This is a genomic window from Leeuwenhoekiella sp. H156, assembly GCF_052218455.1.
Classification (GTDB): domain Bacteria; phylum Bacteroidota; class Bacteroidia; order Flavobacteriales; family Flavobacteriaceae; genus Leeuwenhoekiella; species Leeuwenhoekiella parthenopeia.
On sequence record NZ_CP197499.1, the window covers coordinates 4,038,308 to 4,059,049 of the forward strand.

Sequence of the window (20,742 nt, forward strand, 5' to 3'; positions counted from 1 at the left end):
TGTTTATTGTTGCTGGTTTCTATACAATTCTAGCGCTGAAATTTTGGACCTTTGAATTCTGACTTTTTCAGATATGTTATAAAACCACCAATTTTGTTTTGTATTTCCTGACATTTTATAGAATTCTCTTCAAACTGTTCATTCGAAATTAATCCTTTATCCATACATCTGTAAAATTGCGATTTTAACTCTCCAGCACTACCCTTAGCATAACTCAAGAAGTTTATAAATTCCTTATTTCCTCCACGATCAAATCCCTCCGCAATATTGTCCATAATTGAACCAGAGCTCTTTTCCATTTGGTTTCTTAATACATAATTTGATCCAACTCCTGTATTCTGAAAAAGTCGCTCAATATTTTGGCATAAATCCCTTGCGAGTTGCCATATGTCAAGTTCTTCAAACCTTTTTATAGTTCCCATTTTTCAAAATATTAAACAAGAAATAATAAATCATAAACAATGAATTCTGCTCTACAAGCTCACAAAATTTTTCAAAATTTCCTGTCCAACTTTACCACTTTTCTCCGGATGAAACTGCACACCGTAAAAATTGTCTTTTTGCAAAGCCGAAGCATAATCAACTTCATAATGCGTGGTGGCGATCATTTCAGTGCATTGGGGAGCATAAAAACTGTGCACCAAGTACATATGTGAATTTTCGGGAATTCCTTTAAATAGAGGGCCTTCCAGGTTTGAAATTTCATTCCAGCCGATTTGCGGAACTTTTACGGCATTTGAAAACTTGATCACATCGGTATCAAAAATCCCGAGTCCGGTGGTTTCTCCTTCTGTTGAGTGTTTGCACATCAATTGCATCCCCAGGCAAATGCCCAATACAGGTTGTTTTAGAGTAGGAATTACCCGGTCTAGGCCGGTAGCCCGTAGCTTGGCCATTGCACTACTGGCCTCGCCCACTCCGGGAAAAATCACCTTATCTGCGGCTTTAATTTCTTCAGCATCGTCAGACAGGACCGCATCAATCCCCAAACGCTTGAAGGCAAATTTGATACTTTGTATGTTTCCGGCGCCGTAGTTTATGATTACGAGTCCCCCTCCGGCTCCCCCAAAGGGGGAGTGTTTTTGTTCCTTTATAGTATTGTTGTTCATTTCTATTGATTTAATTCCCCCTTCGGGGGTTAGGGGGATCAGAGCATCCCTTTCGTACTGGGCAATACCATTTTATCAGGATCGCGTTTAACAGCCACTTTTATGGCTTTCGCAAACGCTTTAAAAATGGCTTCGATCTTGTGGTGTTCGTTAGTGCCTTCGGCTTTTACATTTAGGTTTGCGCGGGCCCCGTCTGTAAAGGATTTGAAGAAATGGTAAAACATTTCAGTAGGCATCTCCCCTATTTTTTCGCGTTTAAAATCGGCTTCCCAAACCAGCCAGTTGCGGCCTCCAAAGTCAATAGCAACCTGCGCTAGGCAATCATCCATCGGCAGGCAAAAGCCATAACGTTCAATACCCAGTTTGTTACCCAGAGCTTTCGCAAACACCTCGCCCAATGCGATAGCGGTATCTTCAATGGTGTGGTGCTCGTCTACCTCAAGATCACCATCTACGTGTATTTTTAGATCCATTGAGCCATGGCGTGCCAACTGATCGAGCATATGATCAAAAAACGCCAGACCGGTTTTGATATCGCTTTTGCCTGTTCCGTCAAGATTGAGCTCGATTTCAATATCGGTTTCGTTGGTTTTTCTAGAGATGGAAGCCGTACGCGCGTTGAGTTTTAGAAACTCGTAAATCTGTTGCCAGTCTATAGTCTCAAGCGCGATATAGGCGTCAAGATCTTCCCGTTTTGTCGTGATTTCGTCTGCCCCCAAATCGGTATGATCGCTTATGAAAATGCCCTTAGCGCCCAGATTTTTAGCAAGTTCGATATCGGTAATACGATCACCGAGAACAAAACTGTTTTCGAGATCATAATCTTCCGAAAAAAACTCGGTCAACATACCGGTTCCCGGCTTGCGCGTATTGGCGTTTTCTTCGGGTAAGGTCTTGTCGATGAATACACGATCAAAAACAACCCCCTCATTTTCAAAGGATTTTATAATGAAATTATGCACCGGCCAGAACGTATCTTCAGGGAACGAGTCGGTGCCCAAACCGTCCTGATTGGTAATCATAACGAGTTTGTAATCGAGTTCTTTAGCGATTTTACTTAGGTAGGTAAATACTTTCGGATAAAAAGTGACTTTCTCAAAAGCGTCTACCTGATAACCCGGTGGCTCCTGAATAATAGTACCGTCACGGTCTATAAAAAGCACTTTTTGCCCCCTGGCCCCCGAAGGGGGAACTGCATTAGGATTTTTTGTATTTGAACTATTCATTAGTCTAATTCGTTTAAAGCGGCGATTAATTTTTTGTTTTCCTCTGGTGTCCCGACCGTAAAACGTAGGGTGTTTTCACACAATGCCTGCGTGCTTCGGTTGCGTACCACAATACCTTTTTGAATGAGCTGATCGTAGCGTTTATTGGCATCGTCTACCCGTGCAAGAATAAAATTCGCCTCAGAAGGAAAAACGTGCTGCACAAAATTTACTTGAAGTAACACTTTAGATAACACATCTCTTTCCTTTAAAATAGAATTAATTTCAGTCTCAACTTTTTCGCTGTCCAAAACGCGCTCTAATGCTCTTTTTTGTGTGAGTTCATTCACATTATAAGGCGGTTTGATTTTGTTGAGTATCGCAATAATTTCTGCGGAAGCATAACAAATTCCCAGCCTGATTCCGGCTAGGCCGTAAGCTTTAGACAGGGTTTGGATGATCACCAGATTGGGATATTCCTGAAGCCGGGTTGACCAGCTTTCGCCCTTAGCAAAGTCGATATACGCCTCATCCACAATTACGAGTCCGCGGAAGGATTTCAACAATTTTTCAATGGAATCTGCCTCAAAACTGTTTGCTGTGGGATTGTTTGGCGAACACAAAAAAATCATTTTGGTCTGGTGATCTATCTGCTCCAGTACAGCGTGTACATCAGGCTGAAAATCTTTGGTCAATACCACCTCGCGGTTTGCAATATCGTTAGTTGCTGCAAGCACACTATACATCCCGTAAGTAGGCGGTAATGTGATTACATTATCGGTTTTGGGTTCGCAAAACGCCCGAAACAACAAATCGAGTACCTCGTCGCTGCCGTTACCCAAAAGAATCTGATCTACCGGAACACGCTTCACGGTTGATAAATGCTGCTTCAGCGTGATTTGCTGCGGATCGGGATAGCGGTTTACCCCATTGTTATATGGGTTTTCATTGGCATCTAAAAAAACCATATCCTCGTGAAAATCCTTAAACTCATCACGGGCCGAAGAATAGGGTTTTAGTCGCGCTACATTCTCGCGCACCAGTTTTTCTAAGTGAAATGTTGTTGGCATTAGTTCTTTTTTGCGAGTTTATTAAGACGTAGGGTAACTGCATTCTTATGTGCCTGAAGCCCTTCGGCGGCAGCCATAAGTTCAATTGCGTTACCAATGTTTTGAATGCCTTCTTCAGAGAGTCTTTGAAAGGTCATACTTTTCATAAAACTATCAAGATTAACCCCACTGTATTGCTTGGCATAACCGTTAGTCGGCAAAGTGTGGTTTGTCCCGGAAGCGTAATCCCCGGCACTCTCGGGCGTATAATTCCCGATAAACACAGAACCTGCATTGGCGATGTTATCCACGTAAAAATCATTGCTGTCAGTAGCAACAATAAAATGCTCTGGGCCATATTCATCAATGAGTTCCAAAGCTTTTTCGTGTGTTTCCACGTAAATGAGCTTGCTGTTTGCGATGGCTTTTTCAGCAATAGCTTTACGGGCAAGGGCTTCCAGTTGGCTGGCGATCTCCTCTTCCACTGCTGCAATAAGTGCTTTTGAAGTAGAAACCAAAATCACCTGACTGTCCACACCATGTTCGGCCTGACTCAAGAGGTCTGAAGCGACGAATGCTGCATCTGCTGTATCGTCTGCGACTACCAGAAGTTCCGATGGACCGGCAGGCATATCGATACTCACATTGTATTTGGTAGCCATTTGCTTGGCGACAGTTACGAACTGATTACCAGGACCAAAAATCTTATAGACTTTGGAAATACTTTCGGTACCAAAGGTCATCGCACCAATGGCCTGAATACCCCCAACCTTATAGATTTTATCGATACCACACAGCTGCGCGGTAACTAAAATCGCGGGGTTAATGTTGCCCTGCTTATCAGGTGGAGTGCATAGAATGACTTCTTTACATCCTGCTATTTTTGCAGGAATAGCCAGCATCAAAATTGTGGAGAATAAAGGTGCTGTCCCTCCGGGAATATACAGTCCCACTTTCTGTATGGGACGTTTTTCCTGCCAGCACAAAACGCCGGGAGCAGTTTCCACGCATACAGGATCGGTTTTCTGGGCTTTGTGAAAAGCTTCAATATTTCTTTTTGCCAGTTCAATGGCTTTTTTTAAATCTGAATCCAGGCTGGTAATTGCCTGGTCGATTTCAGATTGAGTTACTACCAAATTATCCAGAGCAATTCCATCAAATTTTTCGGTATATCGGGCAACAGCAGCGTCGCCTTCCGTCTGAATGGCCTTAAAGACCTCGAGCACCGTACCTTCGATCTGATCGTAGGTCTGCGTGGGTCGTTTGAGGATTTGATCCCAATCTTCCCGTAACGGATTACTTATTTTATTCATTCTTTTCTTTTTTGGAGCCGTTTTGATTTTGATTTATAACCTTTAGTCTTTCGGAAAACATATATTTATAAGATTCCGACCTGCGTCGGAATGGTTATGTATCGATCAGACGCTACAAAACCATCTTTTCAATATCGCTTACCAAAATGCCCTGAGCCCCTGAGTCTTTCAGCTTGTCGATTACTTCCCAAAACTCATTCTTATCGATAACCGAGTGTACACTGCTCCACCCTTCTTCGGCTAACGGAAGCACCGTAGGGCTTTTCATACCCGGTAACATAGCGATTATTGCTTCGAGTCTGTCGTTTGGAGCATTTAGAAGCACGTACTTATAATCACGTCCTTTTAAAACTGCCTTTATACGAAATATAAGTTTGTCTAGAATCTCCTGACGTTCGCTGTCAATTTTGGGCGAAACCGCCAAAACCGCTTCTGACTTAAGCATCACTTCCACCTCTTTTAACCCGTTTTTAAATAAAGTGCTGCCGCTGGAAACGATATCACAAATACCATCTGCAAGTCCGATATTTGGAGCGATCTCTACCGAACCGTTGATGATGTGTAAATCCGCTTTTACGCCGTATTTCGAAAGATAGTCGAGCACCGTATTGGGATAGGAAGTAGCGATTTTTTTACCTTCGAAATCTTTTACAGATTCGTATTTAGTACCTTTTGGCACAGCCAATGACACCTTACATTTTGAAAAGCCGAGCTTTTGTACAATGGCAATGTCTGAACCTTTTTCGATAAGTACGTTTTCTCCTATAATCGCGATATCAACCACCCCGTCTCTTAAATACTGCGGGATATCGCCGTTACGCAGGTAAAAAACCTCCAGTGGAAAATTGGCCGCACTGGCTTTAAGCTGGTCTCTGCCGTTGTCGATACTTACACCACAGTCTTTTAGGATTTGAAGGGAATCTTCATTAAGCCTTCCGGCCTTTTGAATAGCAATTCTAATTTTTTTAGTCATTTTTTGGTTTGTTAAGCTTGAACCATTCAAAACAGAAAACCCGTTTGAATGACTCAAACGGGTTATTGTAAATTATGCTTTATACATACACAACATTCTTACCTCGCTTGAGCGCGTAAATAAAAATGATGATGATGTAAAGATGTTGCTTTCATAATGCGGAAGCGAATTTAATTAAAAAATTGCTCTTGAGCCCAAAATAATATAAATGTTTTTTTTCGATGTAATATAACTAATATAAGTTAAAGTGTTACTTTTGAGGCATATCACTAGAGATGAAACGATTTTTAATTGCATTGGGAGTTTTTTGCTGCTGGTTTTTTCTGGGTGTTCTCTTTATGAACACAACAGGAGCGGTAGACCAGAGCAGCCTTTTTGCATCAAAAGTTGTAAAACCAAAAAATTTTGATTCTGCACCCGGTGATACCATACCAACAGAATTTGTTCCCTTCATAGAAGAGGATCCCCGAGAAAACGATACCAATACCGTATTTCAAGAGACCGATACGTTTATGGTAAATAATTTAAGCCGGGGAAACGAGCAGCTGGTGGAGGATTTAACCAGAAGTATTCAGGAAAAAAAACGAGAGCTTGCCGAAGATTTAGAAAAATTGCGCAATGTAAAAAAGAATACAAACGCTACTGAGGTTGCTCCACGTACCTTTGATGCCCTTTTTTATCCGGAATTTAAGCACGCACGTTTTGTTGTTGACCAAAAAGCAACCAGCTTTCTGAGTTTTGTAAAACAAAAATTAGCTGCTGACGCAAATCTCCACATTAAAGTGGTAGGGCATACCGATTATATTGGGGATAAGGAAGATAACTATATGCTTGCATTAGATGAGGCAAAAAAAGTACGCGAATTTCTCATAAAAAGCCTTAAATTGCCTGATAATCAGGTTTCTGCATATTCTAGCGGAGAGACAGAGCCTATTTATGACCGCGATTCTGAAAACCGGGAACTCAATCACCGTATAGAAATTTATTTTGAATGACAGTATTTAGCATCATATTACAAAAAGCAGACGACGCAGTTTCAGTGCCGCTTATCTATATCGAAGTATTTTTTTTGATGCTATCATCATTTCTTATAGGATACTTCTTCGCCTATTTTGCACAGAAATCGAAATACCTTAAAAAATTAAAATTCCTCAAAAAACGCAGCGATCTTAGCGAAACGGAAGAGGAATTGTTATTTGATGATACGGAAGAAGATTTGGAAGAATTTGTAGTAGCCGAAAATGAGGAACAGCCATACAGATCAAAAAGTAAACCTAAATCTGGTGCTTTAGATTTTGAACGTATTGGTACAGCAGATCCCGATGAGGCTGATGACCTTCAAAAAATAATAGGAATAGGCCCGTATACAGAAGAAAAGCTCAATACAATTGGTATATATACTTTTGAACAGATAAGCCGGTTTAATGAAAGTGATATTGAACTGATTACCGAATTGATTCAATTTTTCCCGGATCGCATAAAGAACGATCAGTGGGTAAGTAAAGCCAAAATGCTTTCGGAATCTAAAAGGCGTTCTCAGGCGCGTCGGGAAGGCCCGCGTATGAAGCGAGCATAAAGAAAGCCGGTCAACAATATGACCGGCTTTCTTTTTTTTACGGAAATACTAGTTATTGCCCAGTATGATGGGTAAACCAGACTCTCCGGAACCCACTACAATTATTTTGGTGTTATTGGATTTAGCTAGCTGCAAGGTAGCTTCAATCCCTTTGTCTCTTAAGATCTGATCATTCAGGGATTGACTTAAAATGCGGTTGGCATCAGATTTACCCTGAGCTTCTATCACCTGACGCTCTGCTTCTTTCTGTGCAGAAATCAAGCGAAACTCATATTCCAATGATTCCTGTTCCTGCTTTAATTTGCGCTCAATAGCTTCTTTTATCGTAGCCGGAAGGGTTACATCTCGTACCAAAACTTCATCAAGCTGTATATATTGATCTTTGATAATCTTTTTGGTTTCGTCATAAATTTCAGCCTGAATGGCATCCCGTTTTGAAGAATACAACTGCTCCGGAGTATAACGGCCAACTACAGATCGTGCTGCAGAGCGTATGGTAGGTAAAAGAATACGGTTTAAATAATCTTCCCCAATTTCCTGATGCAATTTACCCAACTGGGATGCATCTGGCTGATACCACACCGATGCCTCCAGTTTAATATCTAAACCATTAGATGACAATACGTTCATGATTTCTTTGAGCTCCTGGCGACGCACTTCATAGATATATACTTTATTCCAGGGGGCAACTATGTGAAAACCTTCGCCCAGTGGTGGTTCTTCGGTGACCACACCTCCTCCAAAGGGACGGTACAGAACGCCTGCCTCACCGGAATCTATGGTTACTGCAGATTTAAAAACGAGAATAAGAACGATGATTAGACCGATAATAAGGGGTATTCCGATTTTAGGAAATTTATCCATGATACTAAAATTTAATTTAAAAGCATCCTGAAGTATTCAGGATGTGACATTTGATAATCTAACACATTTAAAGCTCTTACGCAAAAGCTTAAATAAGACCGTTGTATTTACGTATAAACCATTCGGCGCTGGCAGCTATGGCGATAATAAGCAATAACCACCAGAACTCAAGAAGCGGCGTGTTTTTTATAGTTTCCCGCTGAACAGGAATAAATCGTTCATCTTCAAGCAGGCTCTCTATAAGTAGGTCTAACTCATGTATTGTTACAGCCATACCTTCTGTATCTGCTGCAGCGGTTTTCATTTTGACAAAATCAGCCTGTATGACCTGATTCTCGATATTGTATTCAATTACCGTAAAAGCTCCATTGATACGTATATTAGAACCGCTTTCCAAAATTTGAAAGCTATAACTCCCCGGCTCCAGTGCCGGGAGTGTTGCGGTATAATTTGTTCTGGTGAGAGCCATTGGGCTTTGATAAGTCTCACCGGTGTCTGCGTTTTTAAGCTCAAATTGCAATGAAGCTCCAGAGTCAAAAACATAGTTCTTGTCAAAGAATTGAGAGCGAATGACAATACCACTGCCTCCGTAATAAAAACGCTCATATTCGGCCTGCAAACGGCTTCGTTTGGTATCTGAAGCCGAAAACTGAGCTAATTTTTCGATAAAGACATCAAAAGATTCAAAACTTCGGGTGTCTAAAAATGCCTGACTGCGCCATTTAAAGATTCCGGTGCCGAATAACACCAGCTCTCTCCTACCGCCGGCTTCTACAGCTGCGAGCAATGGATTGTCTGTTTCAATACCGGTTATGCGTTGATTGAGAATCACATCGGCTGCAGCCGTTAATTCGATTTCGCCAAAGGGAGCTTCCAGCGGCGGAAAACCTGAAAAATCATTGTCATCCAATTGAAAACTGGAAAAGCTTAAGTTATATACAGATTGTACTCCTTCCGTCTGATTGTTAAGAGGCAATTGATACAAATCCTGAATTCCATTGAGAAACCTTCGGTCTGCAGCCGGACCAACCAGCGTAAACCTGTTTTTATTCAGCCTATTCAATTTACTATACAATTCCGCAAATGAGCGCTGGGGCTCAAAAAGTACCACCAGATTATAATCATCCAGTTCGACGGACTTAACTTCACTAATTTTCTTTAGTGTAACGGTTCGCAGTTGATTACTCTCAAAAGCTTTCTTCAGTGTTCCGAGGTCGGGATGCAGCGTGCTGTATACAATCAAAATCTGACTGCGCTGGTCTATAATTTCAATACCAAAACGTTTCGCATTATTAGCCGTGTTTTTTTCATCGGCTAATTCGCCAACAATCACCTCGTAGGTTTCGGTACCTATAGCCGAAGCTTCCAAAAACGTATTTACGCGCCGGGCTGGCTCGTCTTTGCTTAGTGAAATAGTTTCCCGGAACAGAACAGCCCCGTTTTTACGAATGGAAAGTGTGGTGTTTACTTCTGAAGTTCCAGAGTAGGAAACCAGAACTTCAACCGGAAAACGGTTTTTGAGATACGCGTATTTATTCACATTGACGCGATCTATACTCAAATCTTCATAACTGGTGGTGTCACCAACAGCTATAAAATAATGTGGGATTTGACTTTGCTCCTTTGCCGTGTACACGTAGTTTGATCCCAAATTGGCATTCCCATCGGTAATGAGAACAGGCGCAAAATTTTCGTTTTTATAAATGGCATACAGGCCCGAAAGTGCTTTGGAAATATTGGTTTGATTTTCCGTAAACGCTAAAGAATCATAGGTCTCGAGCGTAGCTCCTAATGTGTAGAAGTCAATATCGAAACGCTTCGCCAGATCTTCTGAATTCTGAATTTCCTGAAGTATTTCCCGTACAGAATCTGAATATCCTAAATGAGCTACAGAAGCTGAATTGTCTACGGCAAGAGCCAGTTTTGGTTTTAGCGTGGTATAGGTTGCCTGTTTAAAGGTAGGATTGAGCAGCAGTATTAAAAGCGCAAAAATAGCTACAAACCGAAGTCCTGCAAGAAGGATACGCAGTCTCAGCGAACCCTGTGGCCTGTAAAAGTAAAAAAATACGGCAGCACCCAAAGCTATTACCCCAAACAGGATAATATAAAGTAGTGTGGATGCTGCCATAAATAAGTTAAGTTGAAAAATTAGGTTAACATTCCGCCATCAACCTGCAATACCTGCCCGGTAACGTAGGCGCTCATATCGCTGCCAAGAAACACACAGGCATTGGCAATATCTTCCGGAGTACCACCGCGTTTAAGAGGAATAGCATCTCTCCAGCCGGCAACTATTTTTTCGTCCAGTTTTGCAGTCATTTCGGTCTCAATAAAACCGGGAGCCACCACATTGGTGCGTATGTTACGCGAACCCAATTCTAAGGCCATAGACTTTGAAAATCCAATAATACCGGCTTTTGAAGCTGCATAGTTTGCCTGCCCGGCATTTCCTTTTACGCCAACAACAGAGCTCATATTGATGATACTGCCATAACGCTGCTTAAGCATGGTACGCTGCACCGCTTTAGTCATATTAAAAATAGACTTCAGGTTTACCTCAATCACCTGATCAAAATCTTCTTCACTCATACGCATAAGCAGATTATCTTTGGTGATTCCGGCATTGTTTACCAAAACATCGATAGTATCAAAGTCTTCGCTTATTTGTTTAATAAGTTCCTGGCAATCTTCAAATGAAGCTGCGTTAGACTTATAGGCTTTGGCTTTAACCCCCATTGCCGTTAGTTCTTTTTCCAGTTCTTCGGCAGGACCGGCAGATGAACTGTATGTAAAAGCCACATTGGCTCCGTTTTGTGCAAATACTTTAGCAATACCATGGCCTATACCGCGGCTTGCTCCGGTGATAATTGTGTTTTTTCCTTCTAAAAGTTTCATTCTAATCGGGTATCAATAATTAGTTAGTTTGAAGAGCGGTAAATATAGGAAACTTGAAATGTTTGGGCATAAAAAAACCGACACATTGTGGCGTGTCGGTTTTTAATTTTATTCTGAACCTATTAGGCTAAAAGCTCTGCTACTTTTTTGCCGATTTCAGCAGGAGAGTCCACAACGTGTACTCCGTTTTCTCTTAAAATCTTCTTTTTATCTGCGGCAGACTCACCCTCTCCAGAAACAATAGCACCTGCGTGACCCATTGTTCTTCCTGCCGGGGCAGTTTCACCCGCGATAAACCCGATAACCGGCTTTTTGGTGCCGCTGGCTTTAATCCATCGTGCAGCATCAGCTTCAAGCTGACCACCGATCTCTCCGATCATCACTACAGCTTCGGTCTCAGGATCGTTTATAAGCAATTCTACAGCTTCTTTTGTGGTAGTACCAATGATTGGGTCTCCACCTATTCCTATCGCAGTAGTGATTCCTAAACCTTGTTTTACAACCTGATCAGCAGCTTCATAAGTAAGGGTTCCTGATTTAGAAACGATGCCTACTTTTCCTTTTTTAAATACAAAGCCTGGCATAATACCCACTTTAGCCTCGCCGGGAGTAATAACTCCTGGGCAGTTAGGACCTATTAATCTGCAATCTTTGTCTTTGATATAGTCTGCAGCTTTAATCATATCTGATACAGGAATACCTTCAGTAATCGCAATAATTACTTTAATGCCGGCATCTGCAGCTTCCATTATAGCGTCAGCAGCAAAAGCTGGTGGTACAAAAATTATTGAAACATCTGCGCCGGTTTCTTTTACAGCATCCTCAACGGTGTTAAAAACCGGTTTGTCAAGATGGGACTGTCCTCCTTTACCCGGAGTCACACCACCTACTACATTAGTGCCGTATTCTATCATTTGACCCGCGTGAAAAGTACCTTCACTACCGGTAAAACCTTGTACAATTATTTTGGAATCTTTATTAACTAAAACGCTCATGAGTTGTTTAATTTTTGTGAAAGCAAAAGTAATTTTTTAAAGACGAAACCTAAAGGAATATTAAGATTTTATGCGAATGTGGGCATCGATATTAAGCGGGTCTTCATCACTGGGCTGGCTTATTTGATACCCGCGATACAGGAGTCCGTCTTTAAGCTCCCACATCGCCATAAAATGAATAATACCCACTTCTTCTTCCGGATTTTCTACGGTCTTAATATAATAGGTAAGGCGTATACTCGCCGTATTTCCTTCTTCAATCAGATGACTTACGGAAGAGCGCAGCGAGATGAATGATTTGCCCATTTCCTTAGACATATTAGAAATGTCGTCATAAGTCATTTTAGAAAAGCCTGTTGAAGCATTCCAATATAATTCTGCTTCTTTATGCAGGTATTTTTTGAGAACAGTGGGATCATTAAAAAAATCGGATTCGTATAAGCCTTTTACAAGTTCTTTAGCTGATGCACTCATTTCATTTCTTTATTTGTTCTAAAATATAAGGAATCTGTCTGATTGATGCCATTTCCCTGAATTTCTTCTTGCTGTCTTCTGCCGGACTTCCTAAATAGGATTTTCCGCCTTCAAGGGTACGCCCTACTCCACTTTGGGCAAAAATCACAGCCTTTTCTTTGATTGTTATGCCACTCGCGATACCTACCTGACCCCAGATCACCACATCGTCTTCAACAACGACACAGCCCGAAATACCGGACTGGGCAGCGACCAGAACCCGTTTTCCAAGACGTGTATCGTGACCCACGTGTACCTGATTATCGAGTTTTGAACCCCAACCGATAAGGGTATCTGCGGTAACTCCGCGGTCTATAGTACAGGATGCTCCCAATTCTACATAATCTTCTATCACCACTTTCCCTCCCGAAAGAAGGCGGTCAAAACCCGTCTCCCGCTTTTTATAGTAAAATGCATCGGCTCCCAGAATACTACCCGAATGAATGATCACGTGATCTCCAATCACAGTATCATCATACAAAGTTACATTGGGATGAATGATACAATGCTTACCAATTTTCACATTATTGCCAATAAAGCAATTAGGCTGAATTATGGTGTGCTCACCTATAACGGCCGTTTCAGCGATTGACGCATTTGCTTTTTGAAAAGGTTTAAAATAGCGCGTTAACTTATTAAAATCCCGAAACGGATCATCTGAAATGAGAAGTGCCTTTCCGTCAGGACAGGCTACCTTTTTGTTTATCAATACAACGGTAGCAGCAGACTCCAGGGCTTTATCGTAATATTTGGGATGATCAACAAAAACGATATCTCCGGGTTCAACCACGTGAATCTCATTCATTCCGGTTACCGGAAAATCACCATCACCTACATACTCAATATCATTGAGCAATGCAGCTATCTGAGCCAGGGTATGTTTTTGCGGAAATTTCAAACGCTTATTCTTTTATACGCTCTTTATAGGTCCCCTTTTCGGTCTCTATTTTAATTTTATCCCCTTCATTGATAAACAAGGGTACGTTTACTTCTGCACCGGTTTCAACGGTTGCTGGTTTGGTTGCGTTAGTTGCAGTGTTTCCTTTTACACCGGGCTCTGTGGCCGTTACCGTAAGAATAACGTGTGCCGGCATATCTACTGAAAGGGGCATATTATCCTCGGTATTTATTGCAATGGTTACCACTTCGCCTTCCTTTAATAAACCGGGTTGGTCAAGAGCAGACTCCATCAATCGTATTTGAGTGTAATCTTCGGTATTCATAAAGTGATACCATTCACCATCGTTATATAAAAATTGATATCCTTTGGTTTCTACACGTACCTCGTCAATTTTATGTCCGGCTGAAAAGGTGTTATCTAAAACTTTTCCGTTGGTGACACTTTTTAATTTTGTTCTAACAAAAGCGGGACCTTTACCCGGCTTAACGTGTAAAAATTCAATAATTTTATAAATATCGTGATTGTAATGAATACACATCCCGTTGCGGATGTCTGAAGTAGTTGCCATACTATTAAGTTATAATCTTTAGATAATGCTTTTAAAAAAATCTGTTAGTTGGTAGTAAAATATCCTTTCATAATTCCGCGCTGAGAATTACGTATAAACTGAAGGATTTCATCGCGTTCGGGAGTTGCTTCCATCTCGGCTTCAATGATATTTACTGCCTGAGTATTGTTGTAATTCTTTTGGTACAAGATGCGGTAAATATCCTGTATTTCCCTGATTTTTTCGGTAGTAAAACCGCGACGTCTTAATCCAATGGAGTTTATACCCACATACGAAAGGGGTTCACGACCTGCTTTTACATAAGGGGGTACGTCTTTACGCACCAGAGAACCACCGGTAACAAAAGCGTGACTACCTATGGTACAAAATTGCTGTACTGCGGCCATTCCGGCCAAAACAACATAATCTCCTACCACAATGTGACCGGCCAGTGTGCTGTTATTTGAAAAGATACAATGATCTCCTACAATACAGTCATGAGCAATGTGGCTGTAAGCCATAATCCAGCAATTTTGACCAATCTGAGTTTTCATGCGATCTGAAGTACCACGGTTTATAGTTACACACTCTCTGATGGTGGTGTTGTCTCCTATAATGGTTACTGTATCTTCATCGTCAAATTTCTTGTCCTGTGGAATTGCAGAAATTACTGCTCCGGGAAAAATATTTACATTTTTACCGATGCGTGCACCTTCCATGATGGTTACATTTGAGCCTATCCAACTTCCTTCTCCAATGACTACATTGTTGTTGATGGTTGTAAAAGGCTCAATTACCACATTCTTGGCAATTTTTGCTCCGGGGTGTACGTATGCTAAAGGTTGATTCATAAATCTAGTCTTTCTTAACTTTTACGATTTGGGCCATAAGTTCTGCTTCAGAAACCAGCTTGCCGTTAACGTAAGCGCTTCCCTGCATATGGCAAATTCCCCGGCGTATTGGGGACAACAAATCTAGTTTAAAAATAAGTGTGTCTCCCGGTAAAACCTGTTGTTTAAAGCGTACATTATCAATTTTCATAAAATACGTCAAATAATTTTCAGGATCGGGTACGGTACTTAATACAAGTATACCTCCTGTTTGCGCCATCGCTTCAACCTGTAAAACTCCAGGCATAACGGGAGCTCCCGGAAAATGGCCTACAAAAAAAGGCTCATTCATCGTTACGTTTTTAAGCCCAACTACTCCGGTATCTGAAATTTCAAGAATTTTATCGACCAGCAAAAACGGAGGTCGGTGCGGCAGCATTGCCATAATCTGATTAATGTCTTTTACCGGGGGTTTTGACAAATCGAAAGTAGGAACGTTGTTACGTTTCTCAAGCTTGATTATTTTTTTCAGTTTTTTAGCAAACTGGGTATTCACATAGTGCCCGGGTTTATTGGCGATCACTTTACCGCGTATGGGCATTCCTACCAGAGCAAGGTCACCTATAACGTCAAGCAGTTTGTGTCTGGCTGCTTCATTAGGATGATGCAGGGTAAGATTATCAAGAATTCCGTTTGGTTTAACCGAAATCGAATCCTTATTAAAAGCCGAACGCAATTTTTTCATCGTTTCAGGAGACAATTCCTTATCTACGTAAACAATGGCGTTATTAAGATCTCCTCCTTTTATTAAACCATTCTCCAGCAACATTTCAATTTCATGTAGAAAACTGAAGGTTCTCGAATCTGAAATTTCGTCTTTAAACTCTGAAATATCTTTAATACTGGCGTTTTGAGTTCCCAGAATTTTTGTGCCAAAGTCGACCATAGTAGTCAACTGGTAGTTGTCTGCCGGCATAAGAATGATCTCACTCCCGGTTTTTTCATCAAGATAGCTGATAACCTCAGTTACAACGTATTCTTCACGCTGTGCTTCCTGCTCTTTAAGTCCGGCTTTTTCGAGGGCTTCCACAAAAAACTTAGAAGAACCATCCATTATAGGAGGCTCAGAGGCATTGAGTTCAATACAAATATTATCTATCCCAAGGCCAACGCAGGCAGCGAGAACATGCTCACTGGTCTGGATATAAACACCCATTTTTTCAAGGTTGGTGCCTCGCTGGGTATTTTCCACATAATCTGCATTTGCCTCAATAATGGGCTGACCTTCAAGGTCTACGCGCTTAAAAAAGTGCCCTGTATTTTCATCGGCAGGTTTAAAAGTAAGAGTAACATTCTTACCTGTATGTAAACCAACGCCGGTTAAGGAAACCTCACCGGCGATTGTATATTGCTTTCCTTCAGCTTTACTTATCATTGGATTTTTGTTTTTCCAAATTATTTATTTGTTTGACTAAATCGGGAAGGTTTTTAAAATGTACATAAGACTTATTGTAGTCACTGTAAGAGATAGCCGGAGAACCCTGAACCGCCTCATCATCTTTAAGATTACGACCAATACCGGATTGTGCCTGAATACGCACCCGGTCACCAATGGTAAGATGCCCTACTATTCCCACCTGGCCACCTATAAGGCAGTTTCGGCCTATTTTGGTAGAGCCTGCAATACCGGTTTGAGCAGCGATTGCTGTATGCTCGCCTATTTCCACATTATGAGCAATCTGTATTTGATTGTCGAGCTTCACCCCTCTTCTGATAATGGTAGAGCCTAAAGTTGCTCTGTCTATAGTAGTTCCTGCACCAATATCTACATTATCTTCGATAATCACATTTCCCGTTTGCGGTATGCGTGTATATTCGCCTTTTTCATCTGGTGCAAAACCAAAACCATCTGCTCCAATGATAACGCCGCTATGTACGTATACGGTTTTACCAATTACAGAATCTGAATATATTTTTGCTCCCTGAAAGATGACTGAATCATCTCCAATACTGCAATTGTCTCCTATGTAAACATTGGGGTAAATCTTGACGTTGTTGCCAATCTTTACGTTATTGCCCAAATAGGAAAATGCCCCAATATAGACATTGTCACCATAACTGGCCGACTCTGATATAAAAACCGGGTTTTCGACCCCTGTCTTATTCAGCTTGACCTGATTGTAATATTCCAGTAGTTTAGAAAAGGATTTGTAAGCGTCTTCAACTCGAATAAGCGTTATATTTAGCTCTTTCTCGGGTTTAAAACTTTTGTCAACAATAGCAATTGAAGCACCGGTTTTATAGATATAAGGCGTGTACTTAGGATTGGAAAGAAAGGTTAAGGAGCCTTCTGTTCCCTCTTCAATTTTTGAAAGTTTAGATACTTCTGCTTCGGGATTGCCGTCAACAGTACCATCTAAAATCCCAGCAATCTGTTCGGCTGTAAATTTCATCTTGGCAAAAATAGCAAAAAAGGCTTAAATCAAATGCTTTGGATAACAGATATAGTTTTTGGTGATAACCTTAGATAAAGCCTTGAGGCTCAATTGATCACTGGCCGAAACAACGTCAACAACTTTTCCTTTTTTGGTCAAAATATTTATCGCCTCCTTTTTTAAAGTATAGGCCTGATTGGTAATTGTCCCGGTAAAAACAAAATAATCTGCTTCATTATCAGAAAGATTCAGGAGTTTTTTGACAGCCTCTTTTTGCTCCTGTATAAAGTCTGAAGCAAATGGCTTTTTCTTGATTTTTATACGCGGAAGTTTTCGGTTTATAATAATTTGAGAAAGTTTCCTCAAAACAAAATCGTCGTGATCACACCAGGATTTCATAGCCGAGATTACATCATAGTCATCCAGTTGAGCAAACACCTCCAGTGCGTGGTCGTCAAATTTACCTTCTGCATTGGTCTTTTTAAGAAAAAACCCAAGAGGTCTGCTGGCTGGCAATTCAACTCCCTTATTTGTCAGCTCTTTGGCCCGCATCAAAACACGTACTAAAACCTGTTCTGCAACCAGACTGGTCTTATGAAGATAAACCTGCCAGTACATCAATCTGCGTGCGACGAGAAATTTTTCAATGGTATAAATGCCTTTTTCTTCAACCATAAGCTGATCGTCCTTTACATTAAGCATAGCCAGAATACGATCGGTATTGATATTTCCTTCAGCCATCCCCGTATAAAAGCTGTCGCGCTTAAGATAATCTGTTCGGTCCATATCCAATTGCCCGGAAACCAATTGATGCAAAAAAGGACGGTGATAGGTTCCCTTAAAAATTTTAATGGCCAGGGTTAAACTTCCGTTAAACTCCTCATTCAGTTTTTCGATAAACAGCAAACCTATTTGCTCGTGATTAATGTGCTCTACTATGCTATTTTCCATCGCATGCGAAAAAGGCCCGTGACCAATATCGTGCAACAAGATTGCAGCCATCGCCGCTTCCTTTTCCTGCAGACTTACCATAACGCCCTTCTGCTGAAGCTTTTCTAAAGCTTTTTGCATGATATGCAAACAGCCGATGGCATGATGAAAACGCGTGTGATGTGCACCGGGATAAACCAGATACGACATTCCCATTTGAGAGATGCGCCTTAGTCGCTGAAAATAATTATGCTGTATTAAATCGAAAATGAGCCCCTTTGGGATGGTAATAAAGCCATAAATAGGGTCGTTAATTATCGTAAGTTTGTGAGGAATCTTCAAACAAGAAATCTTTTTGAATTAAAATATGCTTAAGCATAGTCGCGGGCTTATGCCTGCCGATAAACAAATATACTATATATGAGTGCTATTAAAATACTTTGGGTAGATGATGAAATCGATTTATTAAAACCCCATATACTCTTTTTAGAGAAAAAAAATTATGAAGTATCTACATGTCAAAGTGGAACTGAAGCCATCGAACTTGTTGAAAAGGAAAATTTTGATGTGGTTTTTTTAGATGAAAACATGCCGGGGTTAACCGGTTTGGATACGCTAAGTGAAATAAAATCTAAACGGGACACCCTGCCCGTGATTATGATCACCAAAAGTGAGGAAGAATATATAATGGAAGAAGCCATAGGCTCCAAAATAGCCGATTATCTTATAAAACCGGTAAATCCCAATCAAATTCTCCTTAGCCTGAAGAAAAATCTCGATACCAGCAGACTTATTTCTGAAAAAACAACGTTGAATTATCAACAGGAGTTTCGCAAAATTGCGATGGATATGGCTCAGGTTAATTCCTTTGAAGAATGGGCCGAATTGTACCAAAAACTTATCTACTGGGAACTTGAGCTTGAGAATATTGAAGATCAAAGTATGCAGGAAATACTGGAATCTCAAAAAACTGAGGCTAATAATCAGTTCTTCAAATTTATAGAGCGCAATTATGAAGACTGGTTTTCTGAGTATGAAAAACCTGTCATGTCCCATACCTTGTTTAGAGACAAAGTGGTACCCCACTTAAGCAAGAATGCTCCTGTGCTACTGGTAGTTATTGACAATCTGCGCTACGATCAATGGAAATCCTTTGAGCCAATTATAAGCAACTATTATAAAAAGGAAAGCGAAACACCTTATTACAGTATTCTGCCAACCGCGACACAGTACGCGCGAAATGCGATTTTTTCGGGGTTGATGCCCAGCGATATGGAGAAAAAGCATCCCGACTTATGGCTTAATGACACCGATGACGGAGGTAAAAACCTGAATGAAGATAAATTTCTGGAAGCCCAATTAAAACGCCTGGGGCTTAATTTAAAATGGGAATACCATAAGATTACCAATTTAAAGAGCGGCAAAAAACTGGTGGAAAATTTTAATTCACTTAAAAATAATGACCTGACAGTATTGGTTTACAACTTTGTAGATATGCTTAGTCATTCTAAAACCGAGATGGAAGTCATTAAGGAACTGGCATCTAATGACAAATCCTATCGCTCACTTACAGAAAGCTGGTTTAAAAATTCACCGCTATTAGAAATGATTCAAAAATCTCAGCAACTGGGTTTTAAAATCATTCTTACAACAGACCATGGCACCATCAATGTAAAAAATCCTTCGAAGGTAATAGGTGATAAAAATACAAGCCTTAATCTGCGCTATAAAACCGGAAGAAGCTTAACCTATGAAGATAAAGATGTGCTGGCAGCAAAAGATCCTAAGAGCATACACCTGCCGACAATAAATATGAGCAGCTCGTTTATTTTTGCTAAAGGAGATTTGTTTTTTGCATATCCTAATAATTACAATCACTATGTGAGTTATTTCAGGAATACCTACCAGCATGGGGGGGTATCCCTTGAAGAAATGATTATTCCTTTTGTAGTTTTAAATCCGCGATAGTAAAAAAGGCGATAAAAAGATGACAGTAGAGTACCGCTTAAAGGAAGTAGACCAGATTGCTAAACAAATTCTGGAGTTATCTAATTATAAAACTATTCTTTTCCAAGGAAATCTGGGGTCTGGAAAAACCACACTTATTAAAGCCCTGGTTAAAAATTTAGGCTCAGAAGATTATGTGTCAAGTCCTACATTTTCTCTTTTAAATGAATACAAAACAGAAGATGGAGAAACCATATATCATATGGATTTGTACCGTTTAAAAAATGAGATTGAAGCTTTTGATATGGGTTTGGAAGAAATTTTAGAGAATGACTCCTGGAAATTTATTGAGTGGCCCGATAAAATTAACAGTTTACTAGGGACAGATTACCATTCAGCGACAATAATCTCGACTAAGGAAAATTTTCGCCACTTAGAATTCAATTAGATTTGTTAATATTGTGTTAAATAAAAACTTTAGGTTTGAAGAAATATCCTACAAATCGAGATCGAAATAAAAGTTATAGATTTAAATTATACGAGTAAGTTAATTATTATTAAATTGTGCTCTTAATAAGATGTCGTTAAAACGCGTTAAGGAATTTAGAAGGAATGCAAATGTAGCGATTTCATGAAATAGTGGTTTTTGTTTAATGTTTT

At 40.4% G+C, this 20,742-nt stretch carries 21 protein-coding genes; 4 read left to right on the top strand and 17 right to left on the bottom strand.

Features of this window, described 5'->3' with window-relative positions:
* Positions 1–29: 29 nt before the first annotated feature.
* The 6 genes from ACSSS3_RS17150 to hisG form a co-directional block, all read right to left on the bottom strand.
* Complete coding sequence (locus ACSSS3_RS17150) at positions 30–422, bottom strand: four helix bundle protein (RefSeq protein WP_442845651.1); 393 nt, start codon at positions 420–422, stop codon at positions 30–32.
* Positions 423–473: 51 nt separating this feature from the next.
* Positions 474–1,109 carry an imidazole glycerol phosphate synthase subunit HisH gene (gene hisH, locus ACSSS3_RS17155; protein WP_442845652.1) on the bottom strand — a complete coding sequence of 212 codons (636 nt, stop codon included), beginning with the start codon at positions 1,107–1,109 and terminating at the stop codon, positions 474–476.
* Positions 1,110–1,147: 38 nt separating this feature from the next.
* Entirely contained in the window at positions 1,148–2,335 is a 1,188-nt protein-coding gene (gene hisB, locus ACSSS3_RS17160) for a bifunctional histidinol-phosphatase/imidazoleglycerol-phosphate dehydratase HisB (RefSeq protein WP_442845653.1), read from the bottom strand.
* Positions 2,335–3,384, bottom strand: a complete 1,050-nt coding sequence (gene hisC / locus ACSSS3_RS17165) for a histidinol-phosphate transaminase (protein WP_442845654.1) — start codon at positions 3,382–3,384, stop codon at positions 2,335–2,337. The genes hisB and hisC overlap by 1 nt, the downstream gene beginning before the upstream one ends.
* Positions 3,384–4,676, bottom strand: coding sequence for a histidinol dehydrogenase (hisD, locus tag ACSSS3_RS17170; RefSeq protein ID WP_442845655.1), 1,293 nt, complete (start codon positions 4,674–4,676; stop codon positions 3,384–3,386). Before hisD ends, hisC begins: the two co-directional genes overlap by 1 nt.
* A 112-nt stretch (positions 4,677–4,788) precedes the next feature.
* On the bottom strand, positions 4,789–5,649 hold the full coding sequence (hisG, locus tag ACSSS3_RS17175) for an ATP phosphoribosyltransferase (RefSeq protein WP_442845656.1): 861 nt from the start codon (positions 5,647–5,649) through the stop codon (positions 4,789–4,791).
* Between the two features lie 275 nt (positions 5,650–5,924).
* Here hisG and ACSSS3_RS17180 point away from each other — a divergent pair, with 275 nt between their 5' ends.
* A complete protein-coding gene (locus ACSSS3_RS17180; RefSeq protein ID WP_442845657.1) occupies positions 5,925–6,644 on the top strand; it encodes an OmpA family protein in 720 nt (239 codons plus the stop codon).
* Positions 6,641–7,225: a hypothetical protein gene (locus tag ACSSS3_RS17185; RefSeq protein ID WP_442845658.1), complete on the top strand. Its 585-nt coding sequence runs from the start codon at positions 6,641–6,643 to the stop codon at positions 7,223–7,225. Before ACSSS3_RS17180 ends, ACSSS3_RS17185 begins: the two co-directional genes overlap by 4 nt.
* Positions 7,226–7,273: 48 nt before the next feature.
* Here the strand turns inward: ACSSS3_RS17185 and ACSSS3_RS17190 are convergent, their stop codons facing one another.
* The 11 genes from ACSSS3_RS17190 to ACSSS3_RS17240 all read right to left on the bottom strand — a co-directional run bounded on the left by ACSSS3_RS17190 (position 7,274) and on the right by ACSSS3_RS17240 (position 18,477).
* A complete protein-coding gene (locus tag ACSSS3_RS17190) occupies positions 7,274–8,089 on the bottom strand; it encodes a prohibitin family protein (RefSeq protein WP_228230088.1) in 816 nt (271 codons plus the stop codon).
* An 88-nt stretch (positions 8,090–8,177) separates the two neighbouring features.
* Positions 8,178–10,217: a VWA domain-containing protein gene (locus tag ACSSS3_RS17195; protein WP_442845659.1), complete on the bottom strand. Its 2,040-nt coding sequence runs from the start codon at positions 10,215–10,217 to the stop codon at positions 8,178–8,180.
* 20 nt (positions 10,218–10,237) lie between these two features.
* Positions 10,238–10,984, bottom strand: a complete 747-nt coding sequence (fabG, locus tag ACSSS3_RS17200) for a 3-oxoacyl-[acyl-carrier-protein] reductase (RefSeq protein WP_442845660.1) — start codon at positions 10,982–10,984, stop codon at positions 10,238–10,240.
* 122 nt (positions 10,985–11,106) lie between these two features.
* A complete protein-coding gene (sucD, locus tag ACSSS3_RS17205) occupies positions 11,107–11,979 on the bottom strand; it encodes a succinate--CoA ligase subunit alpha (protein WP_228230091.1) in 873 nt (290 codons plus the stop codon).
* Positions 11,980–12,039: 60 nt separating this feature from the next.
* Entirely contained in the window at positions 12,040–12,453 is a 414-nt protein-coding gene (locus ACSSS3_RS17210; RefSeq protein ID WP_228230092.1) for a nuclear transport factor 2 family protein, read from the bottom strand.
* Position 12,454: 1 nt separating this feature from the next.
* Positions 12,455–13,390, bottom strand: a complete 936-nt coding sequence (locus ACSSS3_RS17215; protein WP_442845661.1) for a UDP-3-O-(3-hydroxymyristoyl)glucosamine N-acyltransferase — start codon at positions 13,388–13,390, stop codon at positions 12,455–12,457.
* Positions 13,391–13,394: 4 nt separating this feature from the next.
* Complete coding sequence (efp, locus tag ACSSS3_RS17220) at positions 13,395–13,961, bottom strand: elongation factor P (protein ID WP_228230094.1); 567 nt, start codon at positions 13,959–13,961, stop codon at positions 13,395–13,397.
* 44 nt (positions 13,962–14,005) lie between these two features.
* Positions 14,006–14,791 carry an acyl-ACP--UDP-N-acetylglucosamine O-acyltransferase gene (gene lpxA, locus ACSSS3_RS17225; RefSeq protein ID WP_228230095.1) on the bottom strand — a complete coding sequence of 262 codons (786 nt, stop codon included), beginning with the start codon at positions 14,789–14,791 and terminating at the stop codon, positions 14,006–14,008.
* A 4-nt stretch (positions 14,792–14,795) separates the two neighbouring features.
* Positions 14,796–16,205: a bifunctional UDP-3-O-[3-hydroxymyristoyl] N-acetylglucosamine deacetylase/3-hydroxyacyl-ACP dehydratase gene (locus ACSSS3_RS17230; protein WP_442845662.1), complete on the bottom strand. Its 1,410-nt coding sequence runs from the start codon at positions 16,203–16,205 to the stop codon at positions 14,796–14,798.
* Positions 16,195–17,223: a UDP-3-O-(3-hydroxymyristoyl)glucosamine N-acyltransferase gene (gene lpxD, locus ACSSS3_RS17235; RefSeq protein WP_442845663.1), complete on the bottom strand. Its 1,029-nt coding sequence runs from the start codon at positions 17,221–17,223 to the stop codon at positions 16,195–16,197. The genes ACSSS3_RS17230 and lpxD overlap by 11 nt, the downstream gene beginning before the upstream one ends.
* Before the next feature lie 24 nt (positions 17,224–17,247).
* The gene (locus ACSSS3_RS17240; protein ID WP_442845664.1) at positions 17,248–18,477 is read right to left on the bottom strand and encodes an HD domain-containing protein; all 1,230 of its coding nucleotides are present in this window, start codon (positions 18,475–18,477) and stop codon (positions 17,248–17,250) included.
* Positions 18,478–18,555: 78 nt separating this feature from the next.
* Between ACSSS3_RS17240 and ACSSS3_RS17245 the strand changes: the two genes are divergently transcribed.
* Together ACSSS3_RS17245 and tsaE are read left to right on the top strand one after the other, a co-directional pair.
* Positions 18,556–20,103, top strand: coding sequence for a PglZ domain-containing protein (locus tag ACSSS3_RS17245; protein ID WP_442845665.1), 1,548 nt, complete (start codon positions 18,556–18,558; stop codon positions 20,101–20,103).
* A 19-nt stretch (positions 20,104–20,122) separates the two neighbouring features.
* Entirely contained in the window at positions 20,123–20,530 is a 408-nt protein-coding gene (gene tsaE / locus ACSSS3_RS17250) for a tRNA (adenosine(37)-N6)-threonylcarbamoyltransferase complex ATPase subunit type 1 TsaE (RefSeq protein ID WP_442845666.1), read from the top strand.
* The last annotated feature ends 212 nt before the right edge of the window (positions 20,531–20,742 follow it).

Bases quoted from the DNA above. Each gene is read 5' to 3' on its own strand.
- efp (WP_228230094.1), bottom strand. From the start codon at position 13,961: ATGGCAACTACTTCAGACATCCGCAACGGGATGTGTATTCATTACAAT.
- tsaE (WP_442845666.1), top strand. From the start codon at position 20,123: ATGACAGTAGAGTACCGCTTAAAGGAAGTAGACCAGATTGCTAAACAA.
- hisG (WP_442845656.1), bottom strand. From the start codon at position 5,649: ATGACTAAAAAAATTAGAATTGCTATTCAAAAGGCCGGAAGGCTTAAT.
- ACSSS3_RS17230 (WP_442845662.1), bottom strand. From the start codon at position 16,205: ATGATAAGTAAAGCTGAAGGAAAGCAATATACAATCGCCGGTGAGGTT.
- hisC (WP_442845654.1), bottom strand. From the start codon at position 3,384: ATGCCAACAACATTTCACTTAGAAAAACTGGTGCGCGAGAATGTAGCG.
- lpxD (WP_442845663.1), bottom strand. From the start codon at position 17,223: ATGAAATTTACAGCCGAACAGATTGCTGGGATTTTAGATGGTACTGTT.
- lpxA (WP_228230095.1), bottom strand. From the start codon at position 14,791: ATGAATCAACCTTTAGCATACGTACACCCCGGAGCAAAAATTGCCAAG.
- hisD (WP_442845655.1), bottom strand. From the start codon at position 4,676: ATGAATAAAATAAGTAATCCGTTACGGGAAGATTGGGATCAAATCCTC.
- ACSSS3_RS17210 (WP_228230092.1), bottom strand. From the start codon at position 12,453: ATGAGTGCATCAGCTAAAGAACTTGTAAAAGGCTTATACGAATCCGAT.
- ACSSS3_RS17150 (WP_442845651.1), bottom strand. From the start codon at position 422: ATGGGAACTATAAAAAGGTTTGAAGAACTTGACATATGGCAACTCGCA.
- ACSSS3_RS17195 (WP_442845659.1), bottom strand. From the start codon at position 10,217: ATGGCAGCATCCACACTACTTTATATTATCCTGTTTGGGGTAATAGCT.
- ACSSS3_RS17190 (WP_228230088.1), bottom strand. From the start codon at position 8,089: ATGGATAAATTTCCTAAAATCGGAATACCCCTTATTATCGGTCTAATC.
- fabG (WP_442845660.1), bottom strand. From the start codon at position 10,984: ATGAAACTTTTAGAAGGAAAAAACACAATTATCACCGGAGCAAGCCGC.
- ACSSS3_RS17185 (WP_442845658.1), top strand. From the start codon at position 6,641: ATGACAGTATTTAGCATCATATTACAAAAAGCAGACGACGCAGTTTCA.
- hisH (WP_442845652.1), bottom strand. From the start codon at position 1,109: ATGAACAACAATACTATAAAGGAACAAAAACACTCCCCCTTTGGGGGA.
- ACSSS3_RS17180 (WP_442845657.1), top strand. From the start codon at position 5,925: ATGAAACGATTTTTAATTGCATTGGGAGTTTTTTGCTGCTGGTTTTTT.
- hisB (WP_442845653.1), bottom strand. From the start codon at position 2,335: ATGAATAGTTCAAATACAAAAAATCCTAATGCAGTTCCCCCTTCGGGG.
- ACSSS3_RS17245 (WP_442845665.1), top strand. From the start codon at position 18,556: ATGAGTGCTATTAAAATACTTTGGGTAGATGATGAAATCGATTTATTA.
- sucD (WP_228230091.1), bottom strand. From the start codon at position 11,979: ATGAGCGTTTTAGTTAATAAAGATTCCAAAATAATTGTACAAGGTTTT.